This window comes from Brevundimonas sp. NIBR11, from assembly GCF_027912535.1.
GTDB lineage: Bacteria > Pseudomonadota > Alphaproteobacteria > Caulobacterales > Caulobacteraceae > Brevundimonas.
Map to the genome: position 1 here is coordinate 2,711,981 of NZ_CP115465.1, position 12,310 is coordinate 2,724,290.

General features: G+C 68.8%; 12 protein-coding genes. 7 read left to right on the forward strand and 5 right to left on the reverse strand.

Features of this window, described 5'->3' with window-relative positions:
- The first annotated feature begins 7 nt into the window (after positions 1-7).
- Both O5O43_RS13645 and O5O43_RS13650 read left to right on the forward strand, forming a co-directional pair.
- On the forward strand, positions 8-529 hold the full coding sequence (locus tag O5O43_RS13645; RefSeq protein ID WP_271084442.1) for an HAD family hydrolase: 522 nt from the start codon (positions 8-10) through the stop codon (positions 527-529).
- A 70-nt stretch (positions 530-599) separates the two neighbouring features.
- On the forward strand, positions 600-1,472 hold the full coding sequence (locus O5O43_RS13650) for an alpha/beta hydrolase (protein ID WP_271084443.1): 873 nt from the start codon (positions 600-602) through the stop codon (positions 1,470-1,472).
- A 148-nt stretch (positions 1,473-1,620) separates the two neighbouring features.
- Here O5O43_RS13650 and O5O43_RS13655 read toward each other — a convergent pair whose 3' ends face one another.
- Entirely contained in the window at positions 1,621-3,675 is a 2,055-nt protein-coding gene (locus O5O43_RS13655) for an NAD(+) synthase (RefSeq protein ID WP_271084444.1), read from the reverse strand.
- A gap of 120 nt (positions 3,676-3,795) precedes the next feature.
- Between O5O43_RS13655 and ftsY the strand changes: the two genes are divergently transcribed.
- The 3 genes from ftsY (at position 3,796) to O5O43_RS13670 (ending at position 6,193) form a co-directional block, all read left to right on the forward strand.
- A complete protein-coding gene (ftsY, locus tag O5O43_RS13660) occupies positions 3,796-4,749 on the forward strand; it encodes a signal recognition particle-docking protein FtsY (protein ID WP_271084445.1) in 954 nt (317 codons plus the stop codon).
- Positions 4,750-4,752: 3 nt separating this feature from the next.
- Positions 4,753-5,442, forward strand: coding sequence for a septation protein IspZ (locus O5O43_RS13665; protein ID WP_271084446.1), 690 nt, complete (start codon positions 4,753-4,755; stop codon positions 5,440-5,442).
- Positions 5,443-5,575: 133 nt separating this feature from the next.
- Positions 5,576-6,193 (forward strand): MarR family transcriptional regulator, encoded by a 618-nt coding sequence (locus O5O43_RS13670; protein WP_271084447.1) that lies wholly within the window; start codon positions 5,576-5,578, stop codon positions 6,191-6,193.
- A gap of 15 nt (positions 6,194-6,208) precedes the next feature.
- On the opposite strand, the gene O5O43_RS13675 is transcribed toward O5O43_RS13670, so the two are convergent.
- The 4 genes from O5O43_RS13675 to O5O43_RS13690 form a co-directional block, all read right to left on the reverse strand.
- Positions 6,209-8,032 (reverse strand): heparinase II/III family protein, encoded by a 1,824-nt coding sequence (locus tag O5O43_RS13675; protein WP_271084448.1) that lies wholly within the window; start codon positions 8,030-8,032, stop codon positions 6,209-6,211.
- A 1-nt stretch (position 8,033) separates the two neighbouring features.
- On the reverse strand, positions 8,034-8,696 hold the full coding sequence (gene rpe / locus O5O43_RS13680; protein WP_271084449.1) for a ribulose-phosphate 3-epimerase: 663 nt from the start codon (positions 8,694-8,696) through the stop codon (positions 8,034-8,036).
- 60 nt (positions 8,697-8,756) lie between these two features.
- Positions 8,757-10,460 carry an ATP-binding protein gene (locus tag O5O43_RS13685; protein WP_271084450.1) on the reverse strand — a complete coding sequence of 568 codons (1,704 nt, stop codon included), beginning with the start codon at positions 10,458-10,460 and terminating at the stop codon, positions 8,757-8,759.
- Positions 10,461-10,555: 95 nt separating this feature from the next.
- On the reverse strand, positions 10,556-11,530 hold the full coding sequence (locus tag O5O43_RS13690; protein WP_271084451.1) for an ABC transporter ATP-binding protein: 975 nt from the start codon (positions 11,528-11,530) through the stop codon (positions 10,556-10,558).
- Between the two features lie 108 nt (positions 11,531-11,638).
- Here O5O43_RS13690 and O5O43_RS13695 point away from each other — a divergent pair, with 108 nt between their 5' ends.
- Positions 11,639-11,875: a zinc-finger domain-containing protein gene (locus O5O43_RS13695; RefSeq protein ID WP_271084452.1), complete on the forward strand. Its 237-nt coding sequence runs from the start codon at positions 11,639-11,641 to the stop codon at positions 11,873-11,875.
- An 8-nt stretch (positions 11,876-11,883) separates the two neighbouring features.
- Positions 11,884-12,309, forward strand: a complete 426-nt coding sequence (locus O5O43_RS13700) for a hypothetical protein (RefSeq protein WP_271084453.1) — start codon at positions 11,884-11,886, stop codon at positions 12,307-12,309.
- The last annotated feature ends 1 nt before the right edge of the window (position 12,310 follow it).

Here is a 12,310-nt window from a genome sequence, read left to right on the forward strand (position 1 = left end):
CGCCGTCTTGAACACCGCCTCGACCTCGCACCCGGCCGTCTTCCTGGACCGTGACGGCGTCCTGATCCCCGACAGCGGCTATCCGCACAGGGAGGGGGATCTGGTCCTGATCCCCGGCGCTGCCGAGGCCGTTCGGCGCCTGAATACGCTGGGCTATCTGGTCGTCATCGTCACCAACCAGTCCGGCGTGGCGCGGGGCTACTTCACCGAAGACCAGATGAACGCCTTCAACGACGCCCTGGTCAGGAAGCTCGCCGCCAAGGGCGCCCGCATCGGCGCGGTCTACGCCTGCCCGTTTCACAAGGACGCCGGGGATCCGAAATATTTCCACCCCGACCATCCGGACCGGAAGCCCAACCCCGGCATGATCCTGCGCGCCGTCGCCGACCACGACATCGATCCGGCCCGCTCCTTCCTGATCGGCGACCGACAGTCGGACCTGGAGGCCGCGCGCCGGGCCGGCATGCCGGGCTTCCTGTTCGAGGGCGGGAACTTGGATCATTTCGTCCGCGACCTGCTCGGCGGCTGATCGCAATTCCCCGCACGATGAAATAAGATCGAGGCCGACGCGGGGGCGTCCTGATCACGGAGTTTGCTGCATGGCCGACTATTCCGAGCGTCGCTGGACCTCCCACGACGGCCTCAGCCTGTTTGCCCGCGACTATCCGGGCGCAGACGGTCCGGCCCAGCTGCCGGTCATCGCCATCCACGGCCTGACGCGGAACAGCGCCGACTTCGACGCCATCGCGCCCCTGATCGCCCGCAGCGGCCGCCGGGTCCTGGCGCTGGACGTCCGGGGCCGCGGCAAGTCCGACCGCGCCACCGACCCCATGACCTATCAGCCGCCGGTCTATGCGAAGGACGTGCTGGGCCTGCTGGAGGCCGCCGGCATCGAGCGCGCCGTCTTCCTCGGCACCTCCATGGGCGGGCTGATCACCATGGCGGTCACCGCGCTGAAGAGCCGGGTGGTCGCCGCCGCGATCCTCAACGATATCGGCCCCCAGGTCTCGCCGGAAGGTTTGGCCCGCATCGCCTCATACTCCGGCCAGCCGGTGGACACGCCGACCTGGGCCGCCGCGGCCGCCTATGCCAAGCGAATCAACGAAGTCGCCCTACCGCACTACACCGACGCCGACTGGGACGCCTTCGCCCGCCGCATCTTCAAGGAGGGCACGGAGGGCGCGCCGATCCTGAACTACGATCCCGACATCTCGGTCCCGATCAAGGCCGCCGGCGCCAAGGCCCTGGTCCCCAACCTCTGGCCGTATTTCCGCCGACTGGCGCGCAAAAGCCCAACCCTTCTCATCCGGGGCGGAACCTCGGACCTTCTCGGCGCCGACATCGCCGCTCGTATGCAGAAGGCCGCGCCCGAGATGCGCTATGCCGAAATCCCGAACGTCGGCCACGCCCCCATGCTGGACGAGCCGGAAAGCAAGGCGGCGATCTTCGAGTTCCTGAAGGACGTGCCCTGATCTCCCTCTCCCGATGGGAGAGGGCTTGAGCGCACGGCGGCGATAGCCGTCGTTCTGGCGCGAAAGGGTGAGGGTCGTGCCTTACCGGGGAGACCCGACCCTCATCCGTCCGCTTCGCGGCCACCTTCTCCCAACGGGAGAAGGAAGGTCAGGCGTCCGGCACGTTCGCGTCCAGCTCATCCAACCAGACCCGCGCATTCCCGTCCGACGGCGCCCGCCAGTCGCCGCGCGGCGACAGCGACCCGCCGGTGACCACCTTGGGCCCATTGGGCAGGGCCGAGCGCTTGAACTGGCTGGTCTGGAAGAAGCGCATGAGGAACTTCCGCAGCCAGAACTTGATCGTCGCCAGGTCGTAGGCGACCCGATCGGCTTGCGGATGATGCGCCGGCCACTCCCCCCTCGACGCATCGCCCCACGCCTGATGGCACAGATAGGCGACCTTCGACGGGCTCATGCCGAAGCGGGTGATGTGGAACAGGAAGAAATCGTTCAGCGCGTAGGGACCGACCGTCCCCTCCGTCGACTGGATCTTCCCGTCCGCCCCCACCGGCACCAGCTCGGGCGAAATCTCCGTGTCCAGGATGGCGTGCAGCGTCGACGCCGCCGAGGCCATGTCGTCGCGTCCCGCCACCCAGCGGATCAGGTGCCGGATCAGGGTCTTCGCCACCCCGCCGTTGACGTTGTAGTGGCTCATATGGTCGCCGACGCCGTAGGTGGCCCAGCCCAGCGCCAGCTCCGACAGGTCCCCGGTCCCCAGCACGAAGGCCCCGTTCTGGTTGGCCAGCCGGAACAGATAGTCGGTCCTCAGACCCGCCTGCACATTCTCGAAAGTGATGTCGTGGACGGGCTGTCCGTCCGCATACGGGTGTTTGATGTCGGCCAGCATCCGCTCGGCGGCGGGACGGATGTCGATCTCCTCGCCCGTGACGCCCAGAGCCTGCATCAGGGCCCAGGCGTTGGACTTCGTCCCGTCCGAGGTCGCGAACCCCGGCATGGTGAAGGCGAGGATGTTCGTCCTCGGCAGCTCCAACTGATCGAAGGCGCGGCACGCCACCAGCAGGGCCTGGGTCGAATCCAGTCCGCCCGAAATCCCGACGCAGAGCTTTTTCGCCCCCGTCGCCGTCATCCGGCGCATCAGCCCCTGCACCTGGATGTTGAAGGCCTCGAAACAGTCCTGATCGAGCCTGCGCGGATCATCCGGCACGAAGGGGAAACGGTCGAGGGGGCGAAGGAGGGGGCCCTCGAAGGCCTCCTCACGCGCGGTGAAACTCGACCAGGAGAAGGACCGGTCGCCGCGCTCCAGCCTGACGCAATCGGCGAAGGTTCCGTTGCGCAGCCGGTCCATGCCGATCCGGTCCACGTCGATGTCGGCAACGGTCAGATGGGACTCCAGCGCGAACCGCTCGCCCGACGCAAGGGGCGCGCCCAGCTCATGGATGGTCGCCTGCCCGTCCCAGGCCAGGTCGGTGGTGCTTTCGCCCCAACCGGACGCGGTGAAGACATAGGCCGCCATGGCCCGCGCCGACTGGCTCGCGCAGAGCATGGCGCGCTCGTCCGCCTTGCCAATGACGATGTTGGACGCCGACAGGTTTAGAAGGATGCGGCCGCCCGCCAGGGCCTGATGCGTGGACGGCGGCAGCGGCGACCAGAAGTCCTCGCAGATCTCAACGCCAAAGCTGAAGCCCGGCCGGTTGCCGGCCTCGAACACCTGGCGTGGCGACACCTCGACGTGCCGCTCCATCAGATAGATGGTCGCGTGGTCGTCCAGATCGGCGCCCGAGGCGAACCAGCGCTTCTCGTAGTATTCACGGTAGTTCGGCAGATAGGTCTTGGGCACGATCCCGATGACCTCGCCCGTCGCGATTACGAAGGCGCAGTTGTAGAGGGCGTCGTTGAAACGGAGCGGCGCACCCACGACGGCGACCACGCCCGTCTCTTCCGTCACGGCGGCGACCATGGCGATCTGCCGCTCGACCTCGTCCAGCAGGGCGGTCTGCATATGCAGGTCGTCGATGGCGTAACCGGTCAGGCTCAGCTCGGGGAAGACGATCAGGTCCACGCCCTGTTCGCCCGCCTGTTTGATCAGGGCGACATGCGCCTCCGCGTTCGCCTTGGGGTCGGCGATGTTCACCACTGGCGTCGCCGCCGCAGCCCGGACGAAGCCATGGGTGCGCGGGGAGTGGAAGGCGTGGGTCTTGGCCAAGGCGCGGTCCTCAGGTGGTTATGCTCATATAGAGCCAAACTCATCGGCGCCCAAACTACACGCCACAGGATGACGAAAGGAAAAGGTGACGCCCCTCCGCCGCCCCGCTAAAGCCGTCTCATGACCGACGCGCCCAAGAAGGGCTGGTTCCAGCGCCTGAGCGCGGGACTGGCCCGATCCAGCCAGCAGATGACCGAACAGGTCGTCTCCGCCTTCGTGAAAGAGCCCCTCTCGGAGGCGGCTCTGGATCAACTCGAAGAGCATCTGCTGGAGAGCGATCTCGGCCCCGCCGCCACCGACCGGATCGTCGAACGCTTCCGCGCACTGCGCTTCGGCGCCAACCCCTCCGAACGCGAGGTGAAGGAGGCCCTGGCCGAGGCCGTGGCCGCCGAACTCCTGCCGCGTCAGGCCAGCTTCGACCCGCTGGGTCCTGACGGCGTCGGCGGCGGGATCAAACCCTACGTCGTCCTGTTCGTGGGGGTGAACGGCTCGGGCAAGACCACGACGCTGGGCAAGATCGCCGCCGACCTGACCGGCAAGGGCGCCAAGGTGATGATCGTCGCCGGCGACACCTTCCGCGCCGCCGCCCGCGAACAGCTCAAGGTTTGGGCCGAGCGCGCCGGCGCCCATTTCGAAAGCCGCCGCGACGGCGCCGACGCCGCCGGCCTCGCCTTCGACGCCTACGCCAAGGCTAAGGACGAGGGCTTCGATGTCGTCCTGATCGACACCGCTGGGCGGCTCCAGAACAAGTCCGCCCTGATGGACGAACTGCTGAAGATCGTGCGGGTGCTGAAGAAGACCGATCCGGACGCCCCGCACGAGACGCTTCTGGTGCTGGACGCTACCGTGGGCCGCAACGCCCTGGCCCAGGAACAGATCTTCGGCCGCACCGCCTTCGTCTCCGGTCTGGTCATGACCAAGCTGGACGGCACGGCGCGCGGCGGGGTGCTGGTGCCTGTGGCCCAGGCGTCCGACGCCCCCATCAAGCTGATCGGCGTGGGCGAGGGGATCGAGGACCTGCAACCCTTCGACGCCCGCGCCTTCTCCCGCTCGCTCGTCGGCCTCGAGGACTAGATCATGACCGACGCCGCCCCCGAGACCGCCCACGCCAAGCCGCCGACCTGGATCCGTCAGGTCGTCGATTTCGGCGCCCTGGCCGCCTTCGCCGCCACCTTCATCTTCTTCCGGGTGCGCGGCCTGCCTGGCGACGAGGCCCTGGTTCACGCGACCTGGGGTCTGGTGGCCGGGTCGGTCGTGGCCGTGGCCGTCGGCCTGATGGTCGAAAAGCGTCTGGCCCTGATGCCCCTGCTTGTCGGTGGCTTCGCCCTCGTCTTCGGCGTCCTGACCATCGTCTTCAACGACGACCTGTTCGTGAAGCTGAAGGTGACGGTGCTGAACGCCTCGCTGGCGATCGCCCTGATCGGCGGATACCTGATGAAGAAACAGCCGCTGAAGGCTCTGCTCGGCACGGTCATCCCGGTCAACGACACCGCCTGGCGCACCCTGACCCTGCGCTATGGCCTCTATTTCGCGGCCGTCGCCGTCGTCAACGAACTGGTCCGGTCCGAGGCCCTCGTCGGCTGGGCGGCCGCCCGGATGGGCCAAGGCCACATCGACCCGGCGGACGTCTGGGTCAGCTTCCGCGGCGTCCTCTGGATCGCGTCTTCGGTCTTCGGCCTCTCGCAACTGCCGCTGATCATGAAGAACCTGATCTCCGAAGCGCCGGTCGATGCGTCCGCCCCGGCCCGCCCCGACACGGCGCCCTAAGCCCATCTCCGTGCGCCTTAGCCTTCGCTGGGGCGCACGGGTGGAAGGTAAAACGGCCGCGCTGTCGCACCACCGTCGTCAAACCGTAAAGCGCGGCTGATAACCCTCCGCATACGGCACAGGGGACAGTGGCATGGTCAAATCCGGCAAACAGGCGCGGCGCGCGGGCACGCTCGCGGAGTCGCCCAGCCATCTGATGCACCGCGCCCTGCAACTCGCCCTCGACATCTATGCCGAAGAGGCCGGCGAGAACGGCCCGACCCAGCGTCAGTTCGCCGTCATGGAGGCCGTCTCGGTCAAGGAAGGCCTGACCCAGACCGAACTGGTCCGCGCCACCGGCATCGACCGCTCGACCCTGGCCGACCTCGTCGCGCGGATGACGACCAAGGGCCTGCTGTCGCGCGAACGCTCGTCGCTGGACGCGCGCGCCAAGGCCGTGCGCCTGTCGCCCGAGGGTCAGGCCCTCCTCGACGCCGCCCGTCCGAAGGTTGAGGCCGCCGACAAACGGATCATGGGCCTATTGCCCAAGGCCAAGCGCGACGGCTTCCTCGACATGCTGGCCGAGATCGCCGCCGCCGCCGACGCCCAGCCCGATCTGGAAAAGGCCGAGGCCAAGGCCCTGAAGAGGGCCGCCAAGGAGGCCCGTAAGGCCGAGAAGGCGCTGGAGAAGGCCGCCGAAAAAGCCGCCAAGCCCAAGAAGGCGAAGCCGCCGAAGGTCAAGAAGTCCAAGGCCGCCGAACCTGTCGCCTGATCCCTAGCCTAAGCCCTAGGTCGCCGGATCGCCCGCCGCCCCGGCCGGGCTCAGCTTCCAGCGGATCTTGGTCTCGGCGTCCGTCCGGGCCGACCCCCGCACAACGACCTGCAGCGAGCGCCGCGTCAGGCCCTCGTCAACGTGTACGGACGGTTCGATCGCCACGTCCGGACCGTCGGTCCTGAACCACCATCCCCGCCCGGAATGGCCGCGCAGCAGGATCGAGCGACGGTCCCGCGCCAGTGACGCCTGCACCCCCGGTTCCAGGTGGAACCGCACGGCATAGGGCGCCGCGATGGCCCGCACCACGTCGCGCGGCCCAGCCGCGGGATGGAGCCGCTCCTCGGCCCGAAGTTCGTCCAGGCGCTGATCCAGATACAGGCGGCGCTGATGCATCAAACCGAACGGCTGGGCCCAGGCGTCGTGCTCGACCTCCAGCCAGACCGCCCCGTCGCCATCCCGACGCTCCGACGTCAGATGATAGGGCCGCCCGTACAGACGCGGCCCCAGAAGCTCCCCCTTCCACCCGCCCAGGGGCTCGGCGAACGACTGCTCGCCCAGGGTCAGGGTCGAGTGGCCGGGCGTGAGCCTCAGCCCCTGCCGGTCGGCGGCGCGCGGCGTCCAGCCGCAGCCGGTCACGATCCGGTCCTTGCCGCACACGACCTCCAGCGCCAGCGGCTGGGCGCAGGCCGCCTCGGACCAGGCGCCGCGTCCCGGGGAACCGGCATCGGTCATGATGGTCAGGAGCGGCGAGCGGATGCGAGACAGCCCGCCGACACTCCCGGCCACGTTGGCGGCCGCCTCGGCGTGTTCGTCATGGGCCCGCGCCGCTGCGACCCGCGCCACGCTCGACGGTCCCCCGCCCTGGAAGCCTGCCAGCCGCCCGTCGGGCAGGACCTGAAGCCTCAGCGCCGTGGTCAGGCGAATGATGGCCCCGCTCATGGCCTCGGGCGCGCCCTCCGACAGCTGCGACAGGGCGTCGTCCAGCGTCAGAAGGTCGAGCAGCAGCTCCATCCCGGCCTCGGGCGAGCGCGAAGCATGCCCCCCGTCGCCCGCCACCGTGACTCGCAACGCTCCCGGCAGCCGGCCCAGCGCCGCCTTCCTCAGACCCGAGCCAGAGGGTCCCGCTAGCACGCAGCCGGCCACCGCCGCCGCGACCAGCCGTTCGGCCTTCCCCGCCAGACCGCCCGGCGGCCGCAACAGCTGCCGCGCCTGACGCCCCAGCGTATCGGCCAGCCTCAACCGGTCGGGCTCGGACGCCACCGCGCCCATCTTCTTGGCCGCACAGGCCAGGTTGTAGACGCGGCGCGCCAGAATCTGCGGATCCCAGGCGAAGGGCGACCAGCGCGAAAAGGCGTCGGCCCAGGCCAGGGTCAGCCGCAGCGCCTCGCGTGCGCCCTTTTCGCTCTGCAGCATCAAGGCAGGCATCCAGGCGAAGGCGTGCAGATCGACGGCGAAGGCCTTGGACGGGCTCGGCCGGTTCCACGGATCGGCCGGCGCCTCGGCCTCCATGTTCGATCCGGCCAGCGGGAACCGCCCGCCGAGCACCGCCTTGCCGAGATTCACATCGGCCGGCCGGAAGTCGCGCGGCGTGGCGGCGAAGGCCGTCGCCTTCGGCAGCCCCAGGGTCATGCCGTAACCCGGCAGGCCATAGAGCTCGATCCACATCTGCCGGGTCAGGACGCGCCCGGCGATGGCGGGCCACAGCGTCGGTCCAGTGTTCACGCCGCTGGAGCGGACCGGCGTGCGCACCGGCGCGCCGCGCAGGCCGGGTATGGCGCCCTCGCCCACGTTCGGCGTAGGCGGATTGCGATCCGCGAAGGGCCCGAAGGAGTTCACCTTATGCGGCCTTGATGGCGGCGATATTGGCCGCATAGGCGTCCGGCCCGCCCTTGAACACGGCCGTGCCCGCCACCAGCGCATCGGCCCCGGCGGCGACGCAGGCCCCGGCGTTGGCCGCCGTCACCCCGCCGTCGACCTGGAGATGCGCCTTCGATCCGGCGGCATCCAGAATGGCCCGCGTCTTCTCGATCTTCTTCAGGGTCGAGGGAATGAAGGACTGTCCCCCGAAGCCCGGATTGACCGACATCAACAGGACCAGGTCCACCAGATCGACCACCTCCTCCAGCACCGACAGCGGCGTGCCGGGGTTCAGCACCACCCCCGCCTTGGCGCCCAGCTGCCGGATGCGATCGAGCGTCCGATGCAGATGCGGTCCGCTCTCGGGGTGGACGGTCAGGATGTCGGCGCCCGCCGCATGATAAGCCTCGATCCACGGATCGACCGGCGCAACCATCAGGTGGATGTCGAACGGCAACGACGTGTGCGGCCGCAGCGCCTTCACCACGTCCGGGCCGATGGTGATGTTCGGCACGAAATGGCCGTCCATGACGTCGACATGGATCCAGTCCGCCCCGGCCGTCTCCAGCGCCCTTATCTCCTCGCCGAGCTTGGCGAAGTCAGAGGCCAGGATGGACGGGCAGATCAGGGGCGTATTCGGCATGCTGCCGGGATACGGCGGGATGACGTCACGGGCAAGGCGCGGCGCCCAAAAGCGCCGGTCTCAGGATTCGGCGTGGCCGAAGTCCGAAGGTCGTCGTCCGGGACCGGTCCGCGCCCCGTTCCTCAAGGCGGCCTGCACCCGTTCGACGAGGTCGGCGGGCTTGTAGGGCTTGCCCAGCACGTCCATCGCCTCGGCCTGCGGACCTTCCAGCGCCATCTGGTCGTTGTATCCGGTGGTCATCAGGATCGGGGTCGTGGGACTCAGCCGACGGACCTCCTGGGCCAGGGCCACCCCGTTCATCTCGCCCGGCATGACGACGTCGGAGAAGACCAGATCAAACGGCCCGGTCTCGAGCGCGCCGGTGAAGATCTCCAGCGCCCGCTCGGCGTTGTGCGCCACCGTGACCCGGTAGCCGAGCTCGCCGAGCACGTCCGCCGACATGGCGGCGATCTGCTCCTCGTCCTCGACCAGCAGGATGCGCGGGGCGGCGGTCAGATTGACCGGGCGCGGCTGGAAGGCCGAGACTTCGGACTGGACGGCGGCGTTCGGATCGACGGCGGGCAGGAGGATGCGCACGGTCGCGCCCTGTCCCGCCTCGCTGTCGATCTCCAGAACCCCGCCGGACTGGGATGCGAAGCCGTGCGCCATCGCCAGCCCCAGCCCCGTCCCCTTGCCCGTCGGCTTGGTGGTGAAGAAGGGCTCGGTCGCCCGCGCCCGAACCTCGGGCGGCATGCCGGGGCCGTCGTCGATGACCTCGATGGAGACATAGTCGCCGGCGGCCAGACCGGCGCGCGTCCCATCCTCGACCCGCACCTTCTTGACCGCCACGGTGATCTCGCCTTCGCCGCCCATGGCGTCGCGCGCGTTGATCAGAAGGTTCAGCAGCGCCGTCTCCAGCACCACGGGATCCGCCTTCACAAGCGGCAGCCGGCGCTGAAGATTGAATTGCAGGGTGCAGCCGGGCCCGATCGTGCTGTCCAGAAGCTCGGCGAACCCGTTGACCAGGGCGCCGACCTCCACCGCCTTGGGCTCCAGCCGGCTGCGCCGTGCAAAGGCTAGAAGCTGGCGGGTCAGCGAGGCGCCCCGCTGGGCCGCCGTCCGCGCGGCGTTCAGGAACCGATCCAGCACCGCCGGCTGGTCGCGTCGGGAATCGATCCGCTCCAGGCTGCCGTCGATGATCTGCAGGATGTTGTTGAAGTCGTGGGCCAGCCCGGCCGTCAGCTGGCCGATGGCCTCCATCTTCTGCGACTGGGCCGTCTGCTGCTGCGCCTCGCGCCGCGCGGTCACGTCCAGCTGGCTCGCGAAAAAGTACAACAGCTCCTGATCAGGCCCATAGACCGGCCCGATGAAGACCGCGTTCCAGAAGGCCGAGCCGTCGCGGCGATAGTTCAGGATTTCCAGCGCGATCGCCTCGCGCGCCCCGATCGCCTCGCGCAGCTCGGTCACCTGCTCGGGATCCGTCTCCGCGCCCTGAAGGAAGCGGCAGTTACGCCCGATGATCTCGCCCAGCTCGTAGCCGGTCAGGTCGAGAAAGGCGTTGTTGGCGAAGACGATGGGATTGTCGGCCTGCCTCGGATCGGTCAGGATCATCGGCATCCGCGTCATTTCCAGCGCGGCGAAGAAGACGCCGCTCCGGTCGTCCAGCCCGTCGCGTCGAATGACGCTCTGCTTCCAGTGCCGCCGCCCCACCCGTCCCATCAAGGTCTCGTTCGGGGTCTCGAGCTGACCGTCCGCAGGCTGGCCTGTCGCCTCTTCATCCTGCATGGGGGGTCTCTACTTCACCGTCGGCGCTCGTCGCCTAACGCAAAGCACGACCGGCCGCCCACGTCCACCGGACTCTGATGTCCGGGCCGCCCGCCTCAGTCCCGGGTGGGGCTGACCGCGTTCGCATCGCCATAGGTCAGGGCCAGGAAGACGTCCTCCAGATCCGGGTCCTCGGTGGTGATGTCGGCGATCGTCACCCCCGCCGCCCGGACGGCCGCCAGCACGTGCTCGACCGACGACTGACCCTTCTTGTAACTGATGGCGAAGGCGCCGTTCGGCCGCGCGACCACGTCGAACCCGGCCACCGTCGGGAGGGCGTCAAGCTCGCCTTCCGGCGTCACCACGACGTTCCTCGTATCCAGACGGCGTAACAGCTGCGGCGTCGGCTCGCAGGCCACCACCTCGCCCCGGTTCATGATGGCGATGGTGTCGCAGAGTTCCTGCGCCTCCTCCAGATAATGGGTTGTCAGAAGGATGGTCACGCCCTCGGCGTTGATCCGCCGCACGTATTCCCACAGCTGGCGACGCAGCTCGACGTCCACCCCGGCCGTCGGCTCGTCCAGGATCAGGATCGGCGGATTGTGCACCAGGGCCTTGGCCACCATCAGCCGCCGCTTCATGCCGCCCGACAGAGCCCGCACATAGGCGTTGGCCTTGTCCGACAGACCCAGCGCCGCCAGCAGTTCGTCCGAGCGCCGTTCGTCCTTGGGCACCCCATAGAAGCCCGCCTGCACCTCCAGCGCCTCCCTCGGCGTGAAGAAGACATCGGCCACGATCTCCTGCGGCACCACGCCGAGCGCGGCTCGCGCATCCCGCGGCCGCTCGTCGATGTCGCGGCCCCAGATGGCGGCGGTCCCGCCCGTCTTGTTGACGATTCCCGCCAGGATGTTGATCAGCGTCGACTTGCCCGCCCCGTTCGGACCCAGGAGGCCGAACATCGATCCCCTCGGAATGACCAGATCGACTCCCCGCAGGGCGGTCTTCGGCGGCGATTTCTTGGACCCGGCGTAGGTCTTCTCCAGCCCGCGCACCTCGATGGCGTTGACGGGCAGGGCGTTCGTGTCGGTCATCGGATTCTTTCGGCGCGGGCTTGTCAGCGCGCTTGGGGGCTTTCGGCGCGAGAGCAGGCCGTCTAACTAGGCGTCGCACCTCTTCACGCCAAGACCTCGGACCCGTCCATGCCGCCGCGCCACCCCGATCAGCTGGTTCTTCCCCCGGAAGAGATCGTCGTCGCCACCAAGCGCGTGGCCTGCGACGGCGGCGGCGTGCTGGGCCATCCGCTGGTCTATCTCGACATGGGCGGCGACGACTTCGTCGAGTGCGGCTACTGCGACCGTCGCTTCGTCCTCTCTCACGACCATCACGCCGAGAGCGAATACCTCGACCCGGCCGCCCGCCCGCCCGAAGCGCACTGAGTTTGACGATGCGGCCCCTGGCGATCCTGGCCTCGATCGCCGTCCTCGGGCTGTCGGGCTGCGTCACGCCCCCTTCGGACGCCATGCACGCCATCTTCGCCGCCGCCGAGGCCGCGCCGGATGTCGTGCCGGGCGTCTATGTCATCCAGATCCAGGGCACGGGCCGCCGTGACGGCCGCCTCTATCTCAACTCCGAGGCCGACTACCGAGACCAGCGCAACCTCACCATCGCGATCAGCCCCTCGGCCTTCGCCGGTCTTGAGGCCCGCTTCGGCCCCGCGCCGGAGACCCGTCTGACCGGCCGGCGAATCGCCGTCACCGGCTCGGCCATGCGCGTCCGGATCGACTTCACCGGGAACGGCCAGCCGACCGGAAAATACTATTTCCAGACCCACGTCGTGGTGAACGACGCGGACCAGATCGCCCTACGCTAGC

Excerpts from the sequence above, each read along its gene's own strand:
- ftsY (WP_271084445.1), top strand. The coding sequence starts at position 3,796 with ATGACCGACGCGCCCAAGAAGGGCTGGTTCCAGCGCCTGAGCGCGGGA.
- O5O43_RS13695 (WP_271084452.1), top strand. The coding sequence starts at position 11,639 with ATGCCGCCGCGCCACCCCGATCAGCTGGTTCTTCCCCCGGAAGAGATC.
- O5O43_RS13670 (WP_271084447.1), top strand. The coding sequence starts at position 5,576 with ATGGTCAAATCCGGCAAACAGGCGCGGCGCGCGGGCACGCTCGCGGAG.
- O5O43_RS13685 (WP_271084450.1), bottom strand. The coding sequence starts at position 10,460 with ATGCAGGATGAAGAGGCGACAGGCCAGCCTGCGGACGGTCAGCTCGAG.
- O5O43_RS13690 (WP_271084451.1), bottom strand. The coding sequence starts at position 11,530 with ATGACCGACACGAACGCCCTGCCCGTCAACGCCATCGAGGTGCGCGGG.
- O5O43_RS13700 (WP_271084453.1), top strand. The coding sequence starts at position 11,884 with ATGCGGCCCCTGGCGATCCTGGCCTCGATCGCCGTCCTCGGGCTGTCG.
- rpe (WP_271084449.1), bottom strand. The coding sequence starts at position 8,696 with ATGCCGAATACGCCCCTGATCTGCCCGTCCATCCTGGCCTCTGACTTC.
- O5O43_RS13665 (WP_271084446.1), top strand. The coding sequence starts at position 4,753 with ATGACCGACGCCGCCCCCGAGACCGCCCACGCCAAGCCGCCGACCTGG.
- O5O43_RS13650 (WP_271084443.1), top strand. The coding sequence starts at position 600 with ATGGCCGACTATTCCGAGCGTCGCTGGACCTCCCACGACGGCCTCAGC.